Origin of the sequence: Rothia sp. HMSC065B04 (assembly GCF_001812285.1) — a bacterium.
In the GTDB taxonomy this organism is placed as follows: Bacteria; Actinomycetota; Actinomycetes; order Actinomycetales; family Micrococcaceae; genus Rothia; species Rothia mucilaginosa.
The window spans coordinates 1-20,275 of sequence record NZ_KV808406.1 but is presented as its reverse complement, the minus strand read 5'-3'; the positions used below and the strand labels follow the sequence as shown (position 1 = coordinate 20,275).

The window sequence follows — 20,275 nt, the reverse complement described above, 5'->3', positions numbered from 1 at the left end:
CCCCGCCGATGCACACGCATCGGCGGGCGAACTATCATTAAGCGTGAAATACACGCGGAGGTCAGCTCACCACATGAGCCGAATCTCCCACACTACGTAAAGGGGAACACGTGCTGCCTCAACGGCACCGTATGCGCACCAGCGCAGAATTCTCCCACGCCTTCCGTTCCGGCATCCGTACAGGATGTCGGAACATCGTTGTATCTACGGCGAAAAATCCTGGAAAAACAACCCAGGTAGGTTTCATTGTGTCGAAGGCGGTGGGCAACGCAGTCACACGCAACCTGGTTAAGCGCCGGTTGCGTGAACTTGCCGCGCTCACCTGCGCCGCGCATCCGGAAGGCTACGCCATTGCTGTGCGAGCGCTTCCCGCCTCCGCGAGCGCCAGCTGGGATCAGCTGCGCCGCGACTACGAATCGGCACTCGAGACCGCGTTCGCTAAGCTCGACCTGCCTCAGAGCAAGGAGAAGCCGTGAGCCGTTCCCAGCGTGACCGCTGTGAAGAACGCTTCCACGCGCATCACAGCGGTACCTATAGCGCATCTGCTGAGACTCTGGGCCCCGACGAGCTGCTGGCACTAGCACCTAACGAATTCGTGAGGCCTGAAACTTTCCTGCAGGCTCTCTACGTTCTACCGCAGAACCTGCTGATCGCGTGCATGAAGGCCTACCGCAAGGTCGTCTCCCCCCTCTACGGGGATGTGTGCCGCTACTACCCGACCTGCTCAGCCTACGCTCTGGAGGCGCTGACCACCCACGGTGCGATGGGCGGGCTTTCCCTGACGGTGCGCCGTATTCTGCGGTGTGTTCCCTGGGCGACCGGAGGTATCGACCCAGTTCCGGAGGGGAAGCGTACTTTCGTTCCCGGAGCAGAACCGAAAATTATTCTGCTCAACCACCCCCATCTTTACACCCCTCACACTGGTGGTGACGCCCGCCCTGAGTAGGCGGCGCCTCCCACACAATGACTTAGCCGAGTCCTTAAGGAGTATTCCCGCGTGAATATTTTTGATTTGATTCTTTGGCCGTTTAAATGGATCGTCTCCGTGGTCCTGTGGCTGTTCCACACTCTTTTCACCTCGCTGGGCATGGACCCGGCTTCCGGTCTGACTTGGGTTCTGTGCATTATCTTCCTGACCCTGGTGATGCGTACCCTGACCATTCCGCTGTTCGTCAAGCAGATTAAGGCTATGCGCGGTATGACCGCGATGCAGGGCGATATGGCGAAGCTGCAGGAGAAGTACAAGGGTAAGAAGGACCAGCTCTCCCGCCAGGCTATGGCTCAGGAGCAGATGGAAATGTACCGTAAGCACGGTACGAACCCCTTCGCCTCCTGCCTGCCGATTCTGGCGCAGATGCCGATCTTCTTCGGTCTGTACCAGGTGCTGATGAGCGTGCCCACCGCAGCGCAGAATAACCAGGGCGTGCTCATGCTGCCGGCTGAGCTAGTGCATCAGTTCAACGACTCCCAGATTTTCGGTGCTCAGCTCTTCGCGACCATGATGCACCCGGGGGCTGGCGACGCCACCGCGACCGTTGTTCAGGCGGTCATCATGATTGTTCTGATGAGCGCCACCCAGTTCTACATCCAGAAGCAGCTGAGCGTGAAGAACATGTCGGAGGCTGCTCTGAACTCCCCGATGTTCCGTCAGCAGCAGATGATTATGTACATCTTCCCGATCATCTTCGCTGTTTCCGGTATCAACTTCCCCCTTGGTGTGCTGTACTACTGGACCGTCTCGAACCTCTGGTCGCTGGGTCAGCAGTGGTGGGTTATCCGCAACAACCCGACCCCCGGTTCCCAGGCCGAGCGTGAGCTGAACGCCCGCCGTGCGGCGAAGGGCCTGCCCCCGGTGGGTAAGACCCGCGAGCAGCACGAGAAGGACCTGCAGGAGGCGCGTGAGCGTGCCGCAGCCGGTCAGCGCCAGCAGCCGGTGAGTAAGAAGCGCCAGAAGCAGCAGCGCAATAAGCAGAACGGAAAGAAGTAGTTTTCTTCCGTGATTCGGGCCGGGTTCTCGCCACGTGTGGCGCGGGCCCGGCGCCGTGTATGAGATACTTTTTACCCCTAGGACACCCCTCCGAACACCCCGAGGATTATTGTGACTGAAGCTATGGAATATGAGGACGAGCAGCTCGTTGAGGAGCAGCTGGTAGAGGAGCCCTTTGAGGGCGAAGAAGACGATTTTGAGGACATCGACGAGGAAGGCGATATCGCCGCTGACTACCTCGAAGAACTCCTCGATATTGTCGATATGGACGGCGACATTGATATTGAGGTGCGCAATAACCGCATCTACCTGTCGGTCGTTAATGACGATGACGACAATGAGGAACTGCGCCACCTGGTTGGCCGCCACGGTGAGGTTCTGGAGGCTCTGCAGGAGCTGGTGCGCCTCTCCGTCCTGGCTGGTAATGGTACCCGTTCCCGCCTGATTCTGGATGTTGCCGGCTACCGTGCTGAGCGTCGTGAGCAGCTGGAGAAGATCGCTGCTGACGCGATTGAGAAGGTGCGCACTACCGGTCGCGATGAGCACATGAAGCCGCTGAGCCCGTACGAGCGTAAGGTCGTGCACGATGTGGTGGCTGCTGCTGGCTTGTACAGCGAATCTGAGGGTGAGGGTCCCCGCCGTCACGTGGTGATTTCTCTTCCCGAGGTAGGAGCCTAGTATGGAGACTTCGATGGTTACTCTCAGCGAGAGTGAGCGCGCCGCCGCGGAGGCTGTGTTCGGTGAGCGTCTGCCCCTGGCGGAGCGCTACGTGCAGCACCTGGCGACGACCGGCATTGAGCGTGGCCTGATTGGTCCGCGTGAGGTGCCGCGCCTGTGGGCTCGCCACGTGCTGAACTGTGCTGTGGTGCAGGAGTATATTGCTCCGAATGCTTCGGTGGCTGATGTTGGCTCTGGTGCTGGCCTGCCCGGTCTATGCTTGGCGATTGCTCGCCCGGATTTGAAGCTGACTCTGATTGAGCCTCTGGAACGCCGTGTCATCTGGCTGAATGAGGTTGTCGAGGATCTGGGCCTGGAGAACGTGACCGTGCTTCGTTCGCGTGCTGAGCAGGCTGTGGGTGCTGTTGAGGCTGATGTGGTGACTGCGCGTGCTGTGTCCGCTCTGGTGGGCCTGCTGGACATTACTCTGCCGATTCTGCGCGGCACCGGTGAGCTGCTGGCTCTGAAGGGTCGTAGCGCCGCGGAGGAGATTACTAAGGCGAAGAAGAAGCTGAACCGTTACGGTGCACGCGAGACTGAGATTCTCACCGCCGGCGGCGACCTGCTTGAAGAGCCGACGACGGTGGTTCGAGTTCGCCTCTAAAGGTTTCACCCTGAATGGGCGGTACCGCAATGAGCCAGTGAATAGGCTGGCTTACGCGGTACCGCCCATTTTTGTGCACTGGCTTGCCGGGCGGCGCGCGGCAATTGCATCCGCAGAGTACATAGAATGACCTCTCGCGTGGAGTATTGACCTGATGCCGGGTACCCTTAAGGAAGGATTGAAACCTTAGACTCTTCTACATCAAAGCCTGATGGTTCAGTAAGGGGTACCGAGCCCTTCAGAACCATTCGGGCAGCACCAATGTTTCACGTGAAACATTGCAGACTTCATCACCTCGCGGAGTATGTTTCACGTGAAACATACTGAGATGAGTGAATGGTGGGGAAGTGGAGGTCGAATCCTCCTCGCGCACGAATACCGCAGAGTATTGCCGTGCGCGAGGCATCAGACGAAGCATCACCGTAGACACACCACCCGGAATATGGAAGGCACCCGATGACTCCTCAAGCTCAGAAATCTGTTGCAGATTTGCTCCCCAAGCCTGTGCATACGCGTGTCTTCACCGTGTCGAACCAGAAGGGTGGCGTGGGTAAAACCAGCACCGCCGTGAACCTCGCAGCCGCGCTCGCGGAGGCTGGGCTGAATGTCCTGGTGATCGACAACGACCCGCAGGGTAACGCCTCGACCGCACTGGGCATTGAGCACGGCGTGGATGTTCCCAGTGTCTACAACGTCCTGATTGAGGATAAGCCGCTTTCTGAAATTGTTCAGGAATGCCCCGACATGCCCGGCCTGTTCTGCGCCCCCGCCAATATCGACCTCGCGGGTGCGGAGATTGAACTAGTCTCCCTGGTGGCACGCGAGACTCGCCTCAAGAACGCCCTGGTGGACTACACCGAGTGGCGTGAGAAGCAGGGCATGGAGCGCCTGGACTATGTCTTCATCGACTGCCCGCCGAGCCTCGGCCTGCTGACCGTCAATGCCTTCGTTGCGGCAGAAGAGATTCTGATTCCGATCCAGTGCGAGTACTACGCTCTGGAAGGTCTGAGCCAGCTGCTGAAGAATATTCAGATGATTCAGAAGCACCTGAACTCCAAGCTGCGCATCAGTACAATCCTGCTGACCATGTACGATGCTCGTACCAACCTGGCATTCCAGGTGGCAGAGGAGGTGCGTGAACACTTCCCGGAGGAAACCCTGGGTGTGAAGATTCCTCGTTCGGTTCGCATCTCTGAGGCTCCCAGCTATCAGCAGACCGTCATCACCTACGATTCTTCGTCGACTGGCGCTCGCGCTTACCGCGAGGCGGCACAGGAGCTCTCGCGCCGATCCGCATAATCTAAATCTTTTGAAATGAGCCCTTTTGGATTGTCTGTTGATGATTCAAAAGGGCTCATTGTGTGCGGTATTTTCTGGATGAAACCCGAGAAAACAGCCATAGTAAATTAATTATTGGGAATAATGTTGATTATGTGCCGTGCATTTTTTACTCCTGCTTTCGAGTACTTATTTCGTTTACACTAGATGAAGAAGAAAAAATGAGCGGGCTCGTCCGGGAGTCCTAAGGAGTAACGATGGCTGAAAAGCGACGCGGCTTGGGTCGTGGCCTGGGGGCACTGATCCCTCAGAGTACGAAGAATTCTGGTAATGCTGAGACGAAGGCATCCGAAAAGACTGCTGCAGCAAAGACTGCACCCAAGAAGGTGTCCACTCCGATTGAAGAGCCGATGACTGACGGCCTCTTCGAAATGGCTCACGAGGCTAAGCCGGAGAAGCAGCGTAAGAGCACTAAAGCTGAGTCTGTAGAGGCTAAGCCTGCTGAAGCTACCCCCGCTCAGGAAAAGTCTGCTCCTGCTGAGAAGGTCGAGGATAAGGTCGAAGCTCCCGTCTCCTCGCAGGATGTTTCACGTGAAACATCGAAGAAGAAGTCTCGCGTGGACATGGGTGCGGCACTGCGCAACACCACCCTGACTCGCCGCCCGGTGGACTTCTTCTTTGGTGAAGATGTCTCCACCCCGCAGTCCGCTTCCGAAGAGCAGGGTGGTTTGGTTCCGGTTCCCGGTGCCCAGTTTGCTGAGCTGAACGTTCACGATATCCATCCGAACCGCAAGCAGCCCCGAACCGACTTTGATGAGCAGGACATGGAAGAGCTCATCCACTCGGTACGCGAGATTGGTGTTCTGCAGCCGATTGTCGTGCGTCCCTCGCGCGAAAACGGTACCGAAAAGTATGAGCTGGTCATGGGTGAGCGCCGCTGGCGCGCAACTCAGGCGGCTGGCCTGAGCACCATCCCGGCGATTGTTCGTGAGACTGAAGACGGCGACCTGCTCCGTGACGCCCTGCTGGAGAACCTGCACCGCAGTCAGCTGAACCCCATTGAAGAGGCAGCGGCATACCAGCAGCTCATGGAAGAGTTCGACACTACTCAGGAGCAGTTGGCTAAGCGTATTGGTCGTTCTCGCCCCCAGATTTCGAACACGATTCGTCTGCTGAAGCTGCCGGCTCTGGTGCAGCGTCGCGTTGCGGCGGGTATTCTCTCCGCTGGTCACGCTCGTGCCCTGCTGGCTCTGACAGACCAGGCTCAGATTGAGACTCTCGCACAGAAGATTGTGAATGAGGGGCTGTCGGTTCGCGCAACTGAGGAGCTGGTGAACCACGCATCCGGCGCTGCTGAGGTGAAGGAGCGCAAGGCTCCTCAGCCTCAGAAGCACCGTGAGCGCCTGGACTATATTGCGGAGGCTTTTGCTGACAAGCTCGATACTTCGGTGAAGATTTCGCTGGGTGCTCGCAAGGGTAAGATGACCATCGAATTTGCGAATGTTGAGGATCTGAACCGTATCATCCGTGTTTTGGATTCTGATTTCTCGGGCTAAATTTTCGCGTAAAACAATATTTAGCAACTGAAATCAGTTGTATATACAAAAAACCCTCGGTGATGTTTCACGTGAAACATCACCGAGGGTTTTTCTTTAGCTTCTCGAAAGATTAGCCCAGGTGCTCGGAGAACTCAGCCAGCAGAGCGGGCTTCGTCTTAGCACCTACGGTCTTCTTGACGACCTCGCCACCCTTGAAAAGGTAGATGGCGGGAATAGAGGTAATGCCGTACTTCATGGCGGTATCGCCATTCGCCTCAACATCCACCTTGACCACGTCGACCTGACCGGCGTACTCGCCAGCGATCTCGTCAATCACGGGGCCAACCATGCGGCAGGGGCCGCACCATTCAGCCCAGAAGTCCACGATAACGGGCTTGTCGTTCTTCAGAACCAATTCGTCAAAAGTGGCATCAGTTGCCTGCTGTGCACTGCTCACGGAGTGCTCCTTTCTGACACGGGGTGGATTCCCCAGTGAGTAATACGAATAGTTTAGAGGTTTTCGAGGTAGTGCTGCGCGTCCAGAGCGGCAACAGCACCGGAACCGGCAGCAATAATTGCCTGGCGGTAGGTCGGGTCAATCACGTCACCGGCAGCGAAAACGCCGGGAACGGAAGTCTTCGAGGAACGACCCTGAACCGCGATGGTGTGGTGCTCGGTAATCTCCAGCTGGTCACGTACCAGTTCCACGCGAGGATCGGAGCCAATAGCGATGAACAGGCCCTGAACAGCCAGCTGGCGCTCAGAACCGTCCTTGGTGTTGGTCAGGGTGATCGACTCGAGGTTGCTCTCGCCGTGAACGGCGGTGACAGCCGAGTCCCAGACAACCTCAATCTTCGGGTTGTTGAACACGCGGGTCTGCATGATTTCCGAAGCGCGGAAAGAATCGCGGCGGTGCACCAGGTACACCTTGGATGCGAAGGTCGTCAGGAACAGTGCCTCCTCCAGCGCGGAGTCGCCACCGCCGACCACTGCGATTTCCTTGTCCTTGAAGAAGAAGCCATCGCAGGTTGCGCACCAGGAGACGCCGTAACCGGAGAGTCGGTCTTCGCCCTCGATGTTGAGCTTACGGACCTGAGAACCGGTGGTCATGATGACGGTCTTCGCCAGGTGAACGGCGCCGTCAGCGGTGTAGACCTTCTTCACGTCGCCGGTGAGTTCGACCTTTTCTACGTCCTGGTAGCGGATGTCAGTGCCGAAACGCTCAGCCTGCTGACCGATGTTCTCCATCAGCTCGGGGCCCTGGATGCCCTGAATGAATCCGGGGAAGTTCTCGACCTCGGTGGTGTTCATGAGGGCGCCGCCGGGTGCCAGGGAGCTGGCGAAGAGGACAGGCTTCAACTCGGCGCGTGCCGCGTAGATTGCTGCGGTGTAGCCAGCGGGGCCGGAGCCCACAATAATGACGTTGTGGACGGTTGCGTCGGCCTCGACCTCGGCTGCCGGTGCCGCCTTGGTGGCGGGTGCGGAAGCGAGGTTCAGATTGCCCAGGGCGGAGCCTCCGAAGAGGCCTCCCAGATTCTCAGTCATCAGATATATCTTTCCGTTGTAGGTCTTTCGTTCTGCCCCTATAACAGGGCTTTATCCTCGATTATTCCATTTTTGGGGGACCCTTATCCAGATACTCCGCGCACTGTGAATCTTTGAGTAGCCACCCTGCCATAAAGAGTCATAAATAGACATCAAAAAGGGCGGGGCTTCCGAACTGTTGAGTTCAGAAGCCCCGCCCTTGTGTCTGGGGCGTGAGCGCACTGTCGGCGTCGCGTTATGGGTTGATTAGTCCACCTTGATTTCGTTGATGCGCAGACCGTAATTCCACGTTCCAATCGGCAGGGAGAGGCGGGGCAGCTCGTTGACCACGATGATCACGTAGGCACCCTTTTCCGCGCTCTGCTTGGAGGTGTCCAGGGTGACGACTGCATCCTTGCCTTCGAAGGTGCCCTTGCCGACCTCAACCGCACCGTCCAGGGATGCAGAGCTGTTGGTGTAGACGGTGAAGGAGCCGCCGGTGCCGGTGTTCTGCTGGATGGTCAGCTTGGAGACGACGGTGGGGGTCTGCAACTTCAGTGCCAGGCCGAATTCCTTGATGGTGCCGGCGTAGTTGGCGGTGCCGAAGCCGTAGCTGATCCATGCGGTGTTGGCGTTACCGTCGGTCAGGTTCGGGATGAGGGTGTCCATGTCGTTCATGAACGTGGGGTTCGAGGGCACGAAGCGAGCCACGGACGCGATCTTCGCCGGTGCGTTCGATGCCTTAGCGGTCGGGGATGCCGATGCGCTGGCGTTTGCCGCAGCCGATTCGGAGGCGGACATAGAGGACTTGGGGGTGTGCGGTGCGGCTGCCTGGTTGGAGCCGATTGCGCCCAGGGAGGTGAGGATACCGCCTGCGACGATGACGAGCAGCAGGACTGCTGCCAGGGCGACGGCCCAGGTGCCGCGGCTGCCGTCTTCTTCGTCTTCGTCATCCTCGTAGATGCTGGTGGGTTCGGAGTACGCGGTGACGGCTGCGCCGTCGGATGCGTTCCAGTTCTTGGCAGCGGTGATGCTCTCCTGGTTGGCGCTGGAAGCAGAGACCTTCTCGTAGGTGTTGGGGGAGCTGCCGCTTTCGGAGTCGCCGAAGATTTCGGTGCCCAGCGCGTCTTCTGCGTTGGAGAGTGCGTGGTTTTCGACCAGCAGGGTGTCCAGCAGGGTGTCGGGGCGGGTGTGGGAGGTGACGAGGTAGCGGCTACCTTCGGGGGTGATGCCCAGGTCGAGAATCTGGATGTTGCCGCGTGCGTTGGTTGCGAGCGCGCGGGAGTTTGCTTCCAGCAGTGCGCTGCGGCTGGGCGATGCGACGACGACCGAGACCTTACGGTTGAGAATCTGGTCGGTGCCTTCAAGCACCATGTCGGATTCTGCCGTAATGATGATGTGTGCGGTGATCTCGTAGCGGCCTCCGAGGACCGATCCGACCGGAATCTGTTGCGACAACGTGTTCTCCCGAGGTGGTTTCATAGTGCCTGCCGTGTGGCGGGCCCTGACTATTAGATTCTACCCGGCATTGAAGGATGCTGGGGCTGAGTGATAGTTTGTGGCGTCCGGGTGGTTGCCTGTGTCCTCTGCGGGCCCCGGCGTGGGGTGAGGTGGGTGCACGGGCAGCTACCCGGGTTGGGCGTTGTGTGCTGCTTTAGCGGCGGGCAAAACGCTCAAGTTTGGCGGTGAGGGGCGCCAGTAGTGCGTTGGCTTCCTTGACGCGGAAGATTTGTATACCGGCGAGGTATGCCAGGCCCATGACGGTGCCGCATACGGCGAGGGTGATGATTGCGGTGAGCTTGGACGCCCAGGCGAATCCGTCGAGCTGGTAGCCGCCGAGCAGCCAGAGTGCAATGGCTGCGATGCCGCCGGCGAAGAGGGATGCGAGGGTGGTGCGTGCGTAGGCGCTGACGATGCCGCGCTGGCCGTAGTAGCCGAGGCGGCGGCGGACCATGTGGTGGCTGATGAACATGATCAGGATGTTGTGCACCGGGTAGATGAAGGCGAGCATGTACACGGTGTACTGTGCGTCGAGCAGGGACGCTGCGAAGCTCATGATGACCATGATGATGGCGGAGTACACCTGGATGCGGAAGGGGGTGCGTGCGTCTTCGCGGGCGTAGAGCACGCGGCTGTAGAGGTAGTTGATGGTGAGGGTGGGGGTGCCGAGCGCGGTGATGACGATGAGCTTGGCGATGATGGTTGCTGCGATGGGGTCGCCGCCGCTGAAGAGCACGGCGACGGGGCCTGCGAGTACCATGAGTGCGACCATGCAGAAGACGGTGGCTACTGCTGCGTTGCGTAGGCCGTGGGAGAGTGCGTAGATGACGCTGTCGCTGTCGTCGGCGATGGCGGAGGCGCTCATGCGGTTGAAGAGCACGGTGGCGATGGAGATGCCGATGACGCCGTGCGGGAGCATGTACAGCATGGAGGCGTAGTTGAGTGCCTGCAGGCCGGGGATTTGGATGCCGAGGGAGGCGTAGTGTTCGCGCTGACCGACGATGCCTGCGGCGACCTTGGTCATATAGAGGAATGCGAGGTTGGAGATGATGCCAGAGGCGAGGGTCCAGGCGGCGAGCTTGGAGGCTGCGCGCAGGCCGATGCCTCGCCATGCGAAGTCGGGCTTGAGGCGCAGGCCGAGCTTGCGTAGGGGGATGAACAGGACGAGTGCCTGCATGATGACGCCGAAGGTGGAGGAGCCTGCGAGCACGAGGGTTTGTGCGTTGGTCCAGTTGTCTACGGTGTGAATCGGGTTGGGGTTGGGGGTTTGTGCGCCGAAGAGGAAGATGAACAGGATCAGCGACAGGATGGTGATGACGTTGTTGAGTACGGGCGACCACATGTAGGCGCCGAATGCGTCTTTGGCGTTGAGGACCTGTCCGATGACGGTGTAGAGGCCGTAGAAGAAGATTTGGGGTAGGCACCAGAGGGCGAAGATGAAGCCGAGCTGCCGTTGTTCGGGGCTCCATCCTGAGCCCATGATGCTGATGATGGGCCAGGCGCAGGCGACGGTGATGAGGGTGATGAGGCCGATTGCGGTGACGGTGAGGGTGACGAGTTTGGAGATGTATCGTGCGCCGCCGTCTTGTGCTTTGGCCGCCTTGATGATTTGCGGTACGAGGACTGCGTTGAACACGCCGCCTGCTACGAGGACGTAGATGAGGTTGGGTAGGGTGTTGGCGGTTTCGAAGACGTCGCCGACGGTTGAGAGTGAGCCGATGGCTACGGTGAGCAGGATGGTCTTGACGAATCCGAGGATGCGCGAGACGAGGGTGCCTGCTGCCATGATTGCGCTTGAGCGGGCGTCGTTACGTGCCACGTATGTCTCTCCTGTTTCGGCGGGTGATTGCTTCTTTTAGTTTTTGGGGCTCTATTTAACGGGTGTTTAGAGCTGGGTGGTGATGTATTCGCGCGCACTGCGGGCGATGTGTTGTTCGTTGGCGAATGAGAGGCGGGTGGGGAGCTCTTCGAGGGGGACCCATGCGACGTCGATTGCTTCGTGGTCGGGGTCGTTGTCGATGCTCAGTTCGCCGCCGGTTGCTGCGAAGAGGTAGTGGTGCACGGTTTTGTGGATGCGCGTGCCGTTGGAGGTGAACCAGTAGGCGATAGTGCCGAGGGAGGCTACGGGGTAGCCAGTGATTCCGGTTTCTTCGCTGATTTCGCGTTGTGCGGCTTCGACGGTGGTTTCGCCGTGTTCGATGTGGCCTTTGGGTAGGCACCATTCGCGTTGTCCGTTGCGGTTGATGCGGGCGATGATGGCTACGGGTAGCTGTTCGGGTCGGTCAAAGTCGATGATGAGCCCGCCTGCGGAGACTTCTTCGGGGGCGGGTACCGCTCGCGCGGGCGCGGTGAAGCGCGTTTTGGGGGCGCGGGGTACGGGAATGCTCATGGTTCTACCTTAACCGATATGTGAGGGTTTGTGTGTCTCGGTTTGGGGTGAGATAGCTGTCTTTGGTGGGGTGTTGTGGGTGTGGGGTGGGCGCGTGGGTGGTTTTTCTGGCACGATTAAAGGATTATGTCGCTGTTTATTGATGTTGTGTCGAAGTACCCGGATGCCGCCGAGCTGGGAGAACTGTACCGTGCGGCGGGTTTTGAGCTGTACTTGGTGGGCGGTATTGTCCGCGACAATCTGCTGGATGATGGCGGCCATTTCACCGATTTTGATTTGACGACGGATGCTACTCCGGAGCAGAGTGAGCAGATTCTGCGTGGGTGGGGTGAGCATACGTGGGATATCGGTAAGGAGTACGGCACGATTAGTGCGCGTAAGAACGGCGTGGTGTATGAGGTGACCACGTACCGTGCTGAGGTGTATGTTTCGGATTCGCGTAAGCCGACGGTTGAATTCGGCACGGATTTGAGCGCTGATTTGGTGCGTCGTGATTTCACGATTAATGCGATGGCGGCGGCTTTGCCCAGTGGTGAGGTTGTTGACTTGTTTGGTGGCGTTGAGGATTTGCGTGCGGGTGTTTTGCGTACTCCGCGCTCGCCGGAGGAGTCTTTTTCTGAGGATCCGCTGCGTATGATGCGTGCGGCTCGTTTTGCTGCGCGTTTTAATCTTGAGGTTGCCCCGGAGGTTTTCGAGGCGATGCGTGAGATGGCTGGCCGTATTGAGATTATTTCGGCTGAGCGTGTGCGTGATGAGCTGGTGAAGCTGATTGAGGCGGATTATCCGCGGGTGGGTTTGAACCTGCTGGTGGATACGGGTCTGGCGGATTATGTGTTGCCGGAGCTTCCTGCGTTGCGTATGGAGATGGATCCTGCGCATCACCATAAGGATGTGTATGCGCATTCGTTGAAGGTGATGGAGCAGGCGATGGAGAAGGAGACGGACGAGGATGGCCCGTGCCCGGCTCCTGATTTTATTCTGCGTTTTGCGGCGTTGATGCACGATATTGGTAAGCCGAAGACTCGTAAGTTTGAGAAGGACGGCTCCGTCTCGTTCCTGCACCACGAGGTGGTGGGCGCGAAGATGGTGAAGAAGCGTATGCGTGCGCTGCGTTTTGATAATGACACGATTAAGGCTGTGGCTCGTCTGGTGGAGCTGCATATGCGGTTCTATGGTTACCGCGAGTCGGGTTGGACTGATTCAGCGGTGCGCCGCTATGTGCGTGATGCGGGCGATCAGTTGGAGCGTCTGCATCGTGTGTCGCGTTCTGATGTGACGACTCGTAATCGTCGCCTGTCGCGCTCGCTGGCTGAGGCGTATGACGATTTGGAGCGTCGTATTGCTGAGTTGGCTGCTCAGGAGGAGCTGGATGCGATCCGCCCCGACCTGGACGGTGGCCAGATTATGCAGATTCTTGGTATTGCGCCGGGCCCTGTGGTGGGTGAGGCCTATAAGTTCTTGTTGAATCTGCGTCTGGATGAGGGTTCGCTTCCTGAGGAGGAGGCGAAGGCTCGTCTTCTGCAGTGGTGGGAGCAGCGTCGGGAGGCGTAGCTTCTGCGGTTTTTGGTACCGCATTGCATGGTTGAGGTCACGCGGTGCGGTACTGTTCTATCTGCTTTTTCTCGTGTATTGTTAAGAAATCTATGCGTGTTCCCCGCCCGGTGTGTTTCACGTGTAGGGCACAATGAATCTCCTGCTATGGAAATCCCATAGCCGTTTAGCCCAAAGGAGGGGTTTAATCATGCGTGCATATGAACTGATGGTTATCCTCAGCCCCGAGGTTGAGGACCGTGCGGTTGAGCCGTCGCTGTCCAAGTTCCTCGAGATCGTGACCAACGAGGGTGGTTCCGTCGACAACGTCGACATCTGGGGCCGTCGTCGCCTGGCATACGAGATCCAGAAGAAGTCTGAGGGTATCTACGCAGTGGTGAACTTCACCTCTACCCCCGAGACCGCAGCTGAGCTCGATCGTGTTCTGAACCTGAACGAGTCCGTCATGCGTACCAAGATCATCCGCCCGGAGGATCAGAAGATCTCCAGCAAGTAGTTGGTCTTTCCGGTCGGCTGACCCCCTAAAAATGTCAGGGGGTTGCGCTGTACTGGATTCAACATACTTGTAACTCTTATCGAGGAGGCATCAAATGGCAGGCGATACCGTTATTACCGTTATTGGTAATCTGACTGGCGATCCGGAGCTTCGTTACACCCCTGCGGGTGCGGCGGTTGCTAATTTCACGATCGCATCGACTCCGCGTACTTTTAACCGCCAGACGAACCAGTGGGAGGATGGGGAGACCCTGTTCCTGCGTGCGTCGGTGTGGCGTGGTTACGCTGAGAATGTTGCAGAGACTCTGAAGAAGGGTACTCAGGTTATCGCGCAGGGCCGTCTGAAGTCTCGCTCGTACGAGACCAAGGAAGGCGAGCGTCGTACTTCGTTTGAGCTTGAGGTCGAGGAGATCGGCCCGACTCTGCGTTTTGCTACTGCTCAGGTGACTCGCGCACAGCGTTCTGCCGGAGGTAATAACTTCGGTGGCGGTGCGCAGGGTGGCTTTGGCGGTGGCGCTGGGTACAACGCTGCTGCTCAGGGCGGTTTCTCCGCTCCTCAGCAGAACAATTTTGCTGCTGCTCAGGGTAATGGTTACTCTGGCCAGTCTGGCTACTCCGCTCCGGCTGCTCCGGCGGCCCCCGCAGCTCCTGCTGCTGATCCGTGGAGTTCTCAGTCTGGTGGTAACTATGACTGGGGTAGCGGCGCCGACGACGAACCTCCGTTCTAAGCCGGTTTCGTTTTCCGAATAGTAATTTATCAATCCATCCCGCGGTTATCCGCCGCGGGCTCCCAACTCTAAGGAGCACCACGATGGCTAAGGCTGAAATCCGTAAGCCCAAACCCAAGCAGAACCCCCTCAAGGCTGCTGACGTCACCGTTATCGACTACAAGGACGTCGCACTTCTGCGCAAGTTCATCTCCGACCGCGGCAAGATCCGCGCTCGCCGCGTGACTGGCGTGACCGTTCAGGAGCAGCGCAAGATCGCTCAGGCTATTAAGAACGCCCGCGAAGTTGCACTGCTGCCCTACTCCGGCGCTGGCCGCTAAAGAGAAGGAGAGACAGTAACATGGCTAAGATCATTCTGACTCAGGAAGTTTCCGGCCTCGGTGCAGCTGGCGATGTTGTCACCGTTAAGGACGGTTACGCACGTAACTACCTGCTGCCCCGCGGCTTCGCCGTGACCTGGACCCAGGGTGGCGAGAAGCAGGTTGAGTCCATCCGTGCCGCTCGTGCGGCTCGTGCTAAGGCTTCTCTGGAAGAGGCTCAGGCAATTGCTGCGGCCCTGGCTGCTAAGCCGGTTGTCGTTGCACACAAGGCTGGCGCTGACGGCCGCCTGTTCGGTACCGTCAAGGCTGAGGCTATTGCTGAGGCTATTGAGGCTGCTGGCATTGGCTCCGTTGACAAGCGCACCATCCACCTGGGTTCCGCTATCAAGCGCACCGGTGAGTACAAGGTGACTGTCCGCCTGCACCCTGACGTTGTTGCTAACGTTGTCCTGGACGTCGTTGCTGCTGCGTAAGTAGGTTTTTAGATATTTGACGCTGGTGCTTTGATGCTGCGGCGTTGAGTGTCGGACGGGGTGTCCCTCTTCGTGAGGGGCACCCCGTTTGTTGTACCCATAGCTGTGCCCGCTCCTGTACATGTTTCACGTGAAACATTATTTTTGGAGCCTGAGAATATGTGTTGTGCTACAGAAGGATTGGTGGTCAGAGCGGTTGCGACTGCGAAGTACACCAATTGACCCCGTAGACTGGTAGACATGGCTCGATCTTTTTCACGTTTATCTTCTAGTGCGCAGCTTCTGTCCACGGGTGTGGTGTTGGAGTGCGTCAATTTGCTGCTGTGCGCTCTAGCGGTTATCCCATTTGCGGACGCGAATGTTGCTACTGCTCTTCTGCTTCTTTTGCTGGTAGTTGGCGGCCTTGCATCCAGTGTTGCGCTGGTGTGCGCGCTGGTGGGTCTGGTGAAGTTCCGTCAGTACCGCGTGACCAATATTTGCTTGGCGGTTATTTCTGTAGTGGCTAACCCGTTGGTGCTGCTGGGTCTGTATATGGCGGCTTATTAGCCCGGTTTAGAGTCCGCAAACTGCACAATATCAAAGCTCTCAGGGTTCTGTTGGTTTTCTCCCAGCTTGTTTCCAGCGAAATTCAATCCTCCCATAAGGTTGGGGGTGTTTACTATAAGTGTTGGTTCGAGAGGACTGCGATGTGAATGTGTGTGTTTCGTGTAGCGGGGTCGCCCGCTAGCGAAAGAAGGATGGCAAGGCAAAAGCGCCTTGCCTTTCTTCTTTTAACGCGACGTGTAGTTTCCGCGTGAAATCCGGGGCGCTACCCCCGATTTTGAAGAAAAATCTATTCCCAGCTTTCTTACAGCTTTAACCTACAGGGAATAAAGGTTTACGCGTAATACTTTATATAGATGGTTCGAGAGGGCCATCAGAAAGTTGGACTTTCCTTGCGGAAGTGGCTCTGATTTTCGTATGTATGTGTGTGTGATGAGACTGGGGTTGGATCGAGAGGTCCAGCTCCAGTTTCTGTTTAATCTCTAGGGTGTGCAGCAAGGGTGGCTGTAGTGGTGTTGCGGCATGCTGTAATAAAGGGCAACCATACTTCTATATAACGTCATATTTCCTTTCTCGGGGTGGCGGGTCTAGAATTGGGAAAGATAAATTTTGCATATTAAATACAAGTATTGAGGAGTTGTCTTCCGTGTCTAAGACCCCTTCCGTTCCCGGTACCGACCGCCCCGCCGAAAAGGCAGCAGGTCACTGGCTGCTGGCTCAGCTGGGCAAGAAGGTTCTGCGCCCCGGCGGCCGCGAGACCACCAACTGGCTGCTGGCTCGTGCTCTGGGCGGCAACATTGACGTCGTGGAGTTTGCGCCGGGCCTGGGTATTACCGCCCTGGAGATTGTGAAGCGTTCCCCCAAGAGCTACACCGGTGTGGATCTTGATCCCAAGGCTGCTGAAATCGTAACCGAGCGTATTGGCGCATCGACTAAGCCGAACTACCGTGTGGTGAACGCTAGCGCCCAGGAGACCGGTCTGCCCTCAGAAAGCTACGACGCCGTGGTGGGCGAGGCGATGCTGACCATGCAGACCGATAAGCACAAGCTGGAGATTATGCGTGAGGCGGCTCGTCTGCTGCGTCCGGGCGGCTACTACGCTATTCACGAGATGTCGCTGGTTCCCGATTATCTGCGCCCCGAGCTGAAGGAAGAGATTCAGAAGGATTTGGCGCGCACTATCCGTGTGAACGCCCGCCCGCTGACTGTTGCCGAGTGGACTGCGCTGGCGGAAGAGGCTGGCTTCGAGGTGCTGGATGTGTACCAGACCGATATGGCTCTGTTGGAGCCGAAGCGTCTGCTGGCTGATGAGGGTCCCGCTGGCGTTGCGAAGATTGCGTTCAACCTGGCGCGTAAGCCGCAGATTCGTGAGCGTGTGCTGGGTATGCGCGGTGTGTTCCGCCGCCACGCGGACCACATTGGCGCTATCGGTCTGATTCTGCGTAAGAAGTAAGACAGAGTCACACCGCAAAGCTTATACAGCGAAACGGAGCCCCAGTATTCCCCTCTATCCGAGGGAATACTGGGGCTCCGTTTTACACTGAGGTGTATGAGCCGCGGTGTATGAGCCGCAGAATCGGCTCAGTCACGTGTGCGCCTGCCGGAGTTTGTTATGAGCCGTATTCTTTTCTCTCCCGAAAGCTTCAATATGGGTGAAACCACGCGCTGTATTGAGATAGCGCGTGTGGCTCGGGAGCGAGGTCATACGGTCTTGTTCCACGTGTATTCCCCTAAGTATTTGGGGCTACTGGAAAGCGCCGGGCTTCCTGTGCATCTTCGTGAGCCAATCATGAGCGATGCTGAGGCGGAGCAGATTATGGCGTTGGATCAGGGCAGGGGAGTGCGGCATCCTTTCACGACCGATATGGTGCGTCGGCGGGTCGCCGCTGAGCTTGAGGCTATTCGTGACTTTAGCGCGGATGCTGTGGTGATTGGTTCTAATCTGACGATGCTGCTGTCTGCGCGTATTGCGGGCGTCCCTATTTTCTATGCGCGCCCGTATGCTTACTCGTCGACGTATTTTTCGAAGAAGCCTGTAGGTGGCGAGCTTGCGGCACCGGGGTGGTTGCGTGCGGTGGCGCGGGTGTTGTCGTATAAGCCGGCTTCTTTTACTCGTGTGGCACGTGAGCATGGGCTGAGGCTTCCTCGCCGTACTGTTGATATGCTCAGTGCCGACGTGAATCTTATCTGTTCTCTGTTTACGCAGCTGCGCGGGGATTCTTTGGTAGAGCCTGATGTTGGTGTGGGGCCTATTTATTACCGTGCGCCCGGTGAACTGCCGCAGATTGTTCGCGAGCGCAGGGAGCGGCCACTGATTTACGTGGGAATGGGCTCATCCGGCTCCGCAGATATTTTGGTGCAGGTGCTGCAACAGTTGTCAGCCGCTCCGGTGGATGTGCTGGTTGGCGGCGGGGTGCAGCTCTCGGATACCCACCTGCTGGGCAGCAATATCCATTTCGCCGGGACTGTTCCGGCGCATCTGCTCACCGGTCATATTGATGCCTCGATAACCCACGGCGGTGAGGGGACAGTACAGACGGCGTGCCTGGCGGGTGTGCCCTTTGCCGGTATTGCGATGCAGGCGGAGCAAAGCTGGAATATTGAGGAGTGCGTGCGCTACGGTAACGCCCTGCGTTTCACGAAGAATGATGTGCGCCGCGGCAATATGCGCGATATTCTGGACCGTCTGCTCAGCGATGAGGGCATGCGCGCTAGGGCGCGGCAGCTGGGTGAGGCAATGCGCACCATGGATGGGGCGGCGCTCGCCGTTGAGAAGATTGAGGATTATCTGCGCGCTGCCCATTAGGCGTGTATATGTTTCGCGTGTGCCTTCGTGAGAAACTAGCATAGGAGTTCTACAGAAATTGTTTCTGGAACGTCGTAGATACCGGATTGAAACGCGAGGATAAGCATGTCTGAAACTGCCATTGATTATGGTTCCCGCACTATGCCTCATGATGATGTGGCTGAGCAGTCGGTGCTCGGTGGCATGCTGCTGTCGAAGGACGCTATTGCCGATGTGGTTGAGAGCCTGCGTGCGTCTGATTTCTATAAGCCGGCGCACGAGACGATTTATGAGGCGATTCTTTCTCTTTACGGTCACGGTAGCCCTGCGGATGCGATTACGGTTGCTGATGAGCTGAAGAAGCGCGGCGAGCTGACTCGTGTGGGTGGCGCGTCCTATATTCATACGCTGATTGCGTCGGTTCCGACTGCTGCTAACGCTCAATATTACGCTGAGATTGTTAAGGAACACGCGATTATGCGCCGCCTGATTGAGGCGGGTACGAAGATTGCTCAGCTGGGTTACGCCAATGAGACTGAGGTCGATACTTTGGTCGATCAGGCGCAGGCTGAGATTTATGCGGTGACTGATGGTAACGCGAAGGAAGATTATGTGTCTTTCTCTGAGGCGTTGGAGGAGACCATCAATGAGATTGATGCGAACTCGAACCGCCCCGATGGCGTGTACGGTGTGCCGACTGACTTTATCGAGTTTGATGAGCTAACCGGTGGTCTGCACGGTGGCCAGATGATTGTTATTGCAGCTCGTCCGGGTGTGGGTAAGTCAACTCTGGCTCTTGATATTGCTCGTTCGGCGGCTATTCATCATCAGATGACGACTGTGTTTTTCTCGCTGGAGATGAGTCGTACTGAGTTGGCGATGCGTATTCTCTCTGCGGAGGGCAAGATTTCGATGGGTCGTCTGAAGAAGGGTGACCTGGATACTGAGGGCTGGACGAACCTGGCGACTCTGCAGGGGCGTATTGATTCTGCTCCTCTCTTTATTGATGATTCGCCGAATATGACTCTGATGGAGATTCGTGCGAAGTGCCGTCGTCTCAAGCAGCGTAATGATTTGAAGCTTGTGGTGCTGGACTACCTGCAGCTGATGAGTTCGGGTAAGAAGGTTGAGTCGCGTCAGCAGGAGGTTTCGGAGTTCTCTCGTAGCCTGAAGCTGTTGGCTAAGGAGCTGGATGTTCCGGTGATTGCGCTGTCTCAGCTGAACCGTGGTTCGGAGCAGCGTACTGATAAGCGTCCGATGGTTTCGGATCTGCGTGAGTCGGGTTCTATTGAGCAGGATGCGGATATGGTGATTCTGCTGCATCGTGAGGATATGTATAACCCGGATAGTGAACGCGTGGGTGAGGCGGACATGATTATTGCGAAGCACCGTGGTGGTCCAACTCGTACTATCCCGTTGGCGTTTAGCGGTAAGTACTCGCGCTTCAACAATATGGCGAATGAGGCGCCTCCCCAGTACTAACCCCGTACTCAACTAACTCAGTACTAAGCTTTCAGCACTCTGTAGCTGTACCCCTCTTCTTCTGTTCCTTGCCGGATGGAAGGGGAGGGGCTTTTTCGTATCTATAGGTATGGGCGCCCAGGCGCATGGTCAGGAATCATGCAGGGTTAGGAATCAAGCGCAGGGCATGGGAATAAGGGGCCGCAGAGGGGCTCTAGAGGGCATTCTGTGAGGGTTTGAGTGGTTTCTTCTGCGTTTATAAGGTTTTTTGGAAGTTTTTTAAAGATTTTTTAGCACCCATAAAACACTCTGACTAGGCGCTTTGGTGTCTGTGAGGGTGTTTGAGACCCTTTCAAGGCCCCACTTGTGGTCTACTTCACCC

At 57.4% G+C, this 20,275-nt stretch carries 21 protein-coding genes; 16 read left to right on the top strand and 5 right to left on the bottom strand.

Annotation, left to right across the window (positions count from 1 at the left end; genetic code table 11):
• Nucleotides 1–110: 110 nt before the first annotated feature.
• The 7 genes from rnpA to HMPREF2845_RS00125 all read left to right on the top strand — a co-directional run bounded on the left by rnpA (nt 111) and on the right by HMPREF2845_RS00125 (nt 6,142).
• Nucleotides 111–476, top strand: a complete 366-nt coding sequence (gene rnpA / locus HMPREF2845_RS00155; RefSeq protein ID WP_070633534.1) for a ribonuclease P protein component — start codon at nt 111–113, stop codon at nt 474–476.
• Entirely contained in the window at nt 473–946 is a 474-nt protein-coding gene (gene yidD, locus HMPREF2845_RS00150) for a membrane protein insertion efficiency factor YidD (RefSeq protein WP_049341942.1), read from the top strand. Before rnpA ends, yidD begins: the two co-directional genes overlap by 4 nt.
• Before the next feature lie 51 nt (nt 947–997).
• Nucleotides 998–1,987 (top strand): membrane protein insertase YidC, encoded by a 990-nt coding sequence (yidC, locus tag HMPREF2845_RS00145; protein WP_012904383.1) that lies wholly within the window; start codon nt 998–1,000, stop codon nt 1,985–1,987.
• Between the two features lie 111 nt (nt 1,988–2,098).
• On the top strand, nt 2,099–2,665 hold the full coding sequence (locus HMPREF2845_RS00140) for a Jag family protein (RefSeq protein ID WP_049362093.1): 567 nt from the start codon (nt 2,099–2,101) through the stop codon (nt 2,663–2,665).
• 1 nt (nt 2,666) lies between these two features.
• Entirely contained in the window at nt 2,667–3,308 is a 642-nt protein-coding gene (gene rsmG, locus HMPREF2845_RS00135) for a 16S rRNA (guanine(527)-N(7))-methyltransferase RsmG (RefSeq protein WP_005504080.1), read from the top strand.
• Between the two features lie 456 nt (nt 3,309–3,764).
• Complete coding sequence (locus HMPREF2845_RS00130) at nt 3,765–4,607, top strand: ParA family protein (RefSeq protein ID WP_070633531.1); 843 nt, start codon at nt 3,765–3,767, stop codon at nt 4,605–4,607.
• Between the two features lie 236 nt (nt 4,608–4,843).
• Nucleotides 4,844–6,142 (top strand): ParB/RepB/Spo0J family partition protein, encoded by a 1,299-nt coding sequence (locus tag HMPREF2845_RS00125; RefSeq protein ID WP_070633529.1) that lies wholly within the window; start codon nt 4,844–4,846, stop codon nt 6,140–6,142.
• A gap of 112 nt (nt 6,143–6,254) precedes the next feature.
• On the opposite strand, the gene trxA is transcribed toward HMPREF2845_RS00125, so the two are convergent.
• From trxA to HMPREF2845_RS00100, 5 genes are all read right to left on the bottom strand, one after another.
• Entirely contained in the window at nt 6,255–6,581 is a 327-nt protein-coding gene (gene trxA, locus HMPREF2845_RS00120) for a thioredoxin (RefSeq protein ID WP_005504074.1), read from the bottom strand.
• 53 nt (nt 6,582–6,634) lie between these two features.
• Nucleotides 6,635–7,669 carry a thioredoxin-disulfide reductase gene (trxB, locus tag HMPREF2845_RS00115; RefSeq protein WP_070633527.1) on the bottom strand — a complete coding sequence of 345 codons (1,035 nt, stop codon included), beginning with the start codon at nt 7,667–7,669 and terminating at the stop codon, nt 6,635–6,637.
• A gap of 246 nt (nt 7,670–7,915) precedes the next feature.
• Entirely contained in the window at nt 7,916–9,106 is a 1,191-nt protein-coding gene (locus tag HMPREF2845_RS00110; RefSeq protein ID WP_246824572.1) for a serine/threonine protein kinase, read from the bottom strand.
• Between the two features lie 196 nt (nt 9,107–9,302).
• Nucleotides 9,303–10,967: a murein biosynthesis integral membrane protein MurJ gene (gene murJ / locus HMPREF2845_RS00105; RefSeq protein WP_049351867.1), complete on the bottom strand. Its 1,665-nt coding sequence runs from the start codon at nt 10,965–10,967 to the stop codon at nt 9,303–9,305.
• Between the two features lie 66 nt (nt 10,968–11,033).
• Nucleotides 11,034–11,537 (bottom strand): NUDIX hydrolase, encoded by a 504-nt coding sequence (locus tag HMPREF2845_RS00100; RefSeq protein ID WP_005504058.1) that lies wholly within the window; start codon nt 11,535–11,537, stop codon nt 11,034–11,036.
• A gap of 126 nt (nt 11,538–11,663) precedes the next feature.
• Between HMPREF2845_RS00100 and HMPREF2845_RS00095 the strand changes: the two genes are divergently transcribed.
• The 9 genes from HMPREF2845_RS00095 (at nt 11,664) to dnaB (ending at nt 19,914) form a co-directional block, all read left to right on the top strand.
• Nucleotides 11,664–13,088 (top strand): CCA tRNA nucleotidyltransferase, encoded by a 1,425-nt coding sequence (locus tag HMPREF2845_RS00095; RefSeq protein WP_049341935.1) that lies wholly within the window; start codon nt 11,664–11,666, stop codon nt 13,086–13,088.
• Nucleotides 13,089–13,278: 190 nt separating this feature from the next.
• Nucleotides 13,279–13,584, top strand: a complete 306-nt coding sequence (rpsF, locus tag HMPREF2845_RS00090) for a 30S ribosomal protein S6 (RefSeq protein WP_005504056.1) — start codon at nt 13,279–13,281, stop codon at nt 13,582–13,584.
• A gap of 94 nt (nt 13,585–13,678) precedes the next feature.
• Nucleotides 13,679–14,311: a single-stranded DNA-binding protein gene (locus HMPREF2845_RS00085; RefSeq protein WP_005504055.1), complete on the top strand. Its 633-nt coding sequence runs from the start codon at nt 13,679–13,681 to the stop codon at nt 14,309–14,311.
• A gap of 83 nt (nt 14,312–14,394) precedes the next feature.
• Nucleotides 14,395–14,631, top strand: coding sequence for a 30S ribosomal protein S18 (gene rpsR, locus HMPREF2845_RS00080; protein ID WP_004005948.1), 237 nt, complete (start codon nt 14,395–14,397; stop codon nt 14,629–14,631).
• A gap of 20 nt (nt 14,632–14,651) precedes the next feature.
• The gene (gene rplI / locus HMPREF2845_RS00075) at nt 14,652–15,104 is read left to right on the top strand and encodes a 50S ribosomal protein L9 (protein WP_049341934.1); all 453 of its coding nucleotides are present in this window, start codon (nt 14,652–14,654) and stop codon (nt 15,102–15,104) included.
• 240 nt (nt 15,105–15,344) lie between these two features.
• Nucleotides 15,345–15,650, top strand: a complete 306-nt coding sequence (locus tag HMPREF2845_RS00070) for a hypothetical protein (protein WP_065423876.1) — start codon at nt 15,345–15,347, stop codon at nt 15,648–15,650.
• A 643-nt stretch (nt 15,651–16,293) separates the two neighbouring features.
• Entirely contained in the window at nt 16,294–17,100 is an 807-nt protein-coding gene (locus tag HMPREF2845_RS00065) for a class I SAM-dependent methyltransferase (RefSeq protein WP_044150903.1), read from the top strand.
• 336 nt (nt 17,101–17,436) lie between these two features.
• The gene (locus HMPREF2845_RS00060; RefSeq protein WP_239662258.1) at nt 17,437–18,453 is read left to right on the top strand and encodes a glycosyltransferase; all 1,017 of its coding nucleotides are present in this window, start codon (nt 17,437–17,439) and stop codon (nt 18,451–18,453) included.
• A 105-nt stretch (nt 18,454–18,558) separates the two neighbouring features.
• Nucleotides 18,559–19,914 (top strand): replicative DNA helicase, encoded by a 1,356-nt coding sequence (gene dnaB / locus HMPREF2845_RS00055; RefSeq protein ID WP_005504033.1) that lies wholly within the window; start codon nt 18,559–18,561, stop codon nt 19,912–19,914.
• The last annotated feature ends 361 nt before the right edge of the window (nt 19,915–20,275 follow it).

Excerpts from the sequence above, each read along its gene's own strand:
- rplI (WP_049341934.1), top strand. The coding sequence starts at position 14,652 with ATGGCTAAGATCATTCTGACTCAGGAAGTTTCCGGCCTCGGTGCAGCT.
- HMPREF2845_RS00085 (WP_005504055.1), top strand. The coding sequence starts at position 13,679 with ATGGCAGGCGATACCGTTATTACCGTTATTGGTAATCTGACTGGCGAT.
- dnaB (WP_005504033.1), top strand. The coding sequence starts at position 18,559 with ATGTCTGAAACTGCCATTGATTATGGTTCCCGCACTATGCCTCATGAT.
- rpsR (WP_004005948.1), top strand. The coding sequence starts at position 14,395 with ATGGCTAAGGCTGAAATCCGTAAGCCCAAACCCAAGCAGAACCCCCTC.
- rsmG (WP_005504080.1), top strand. The coding sequence starts at position 2,667 with ATGGAGACTTCGATGGTTACTCTCAGCGAGAGTGAGCGCGCCGCCGCG.
- HMPREF2845_RS00070 (WP_065423876.1), top strand. The coding sequence starts at position 15,345 with ATGGCTCGATCTTTTTCACGTTTATCTTCTAGTGCGCAGCTTCTGTCC.
- rpsF (WP_005504056.1), top strand. The coding sequence starts at position 13,279 with ATGCGTGCATATGAACTGATGGTTATCCTCAGCCCCGAGGTTGAGGAC.
- trxB (WP_070633527.1), bottom strand. The coding sequence starts at position 7,669 with ATGACTGAGAATCTGGGAGGCCTCTTCGGAGGCTCCGCCCTGGGCAAT.
- HMPREF2845_RS00130 (WP_070633531.1), top strand. The coding sequence starts at position 3,765 with ATGACTCCTCAAGCTCAGAAATCTGTTGCAGATTTGCTCCCCAAGCCT.
- HMPREF2845_RS00060 (WP_239662258.1), top strand. The coding sequence starts at position 17,437 with ATGAGCGATGCTGAGGCGGAGCAGATTATGGCGTTGGATCAGGGCAGG.
- HMPREF2845_RS00100 (WP_005504058.1), bottom strand. The coding sequence starts at position 11,537 with ATGAGCATTCCCGTACCCCGCGCCCCCAAAACGCGCTTCACCGCGCCC.
- HMPREF2845_RS00095 (WP_049341935.1), top strand. The coding sequence starts at position 11,664 with ATGTCGCTGTTTATTGATGTTGTGTCGAAGTACCCGGATGCCGCCGAG.
- HMPREF2845_RS00125 (WP_070633529.1), top strand. The coding sequence starts at position 4,844 with ATGGCTGAAAAGCGACGCGGCTTGGGTCGTGGCCTGGGGGCACTGATC.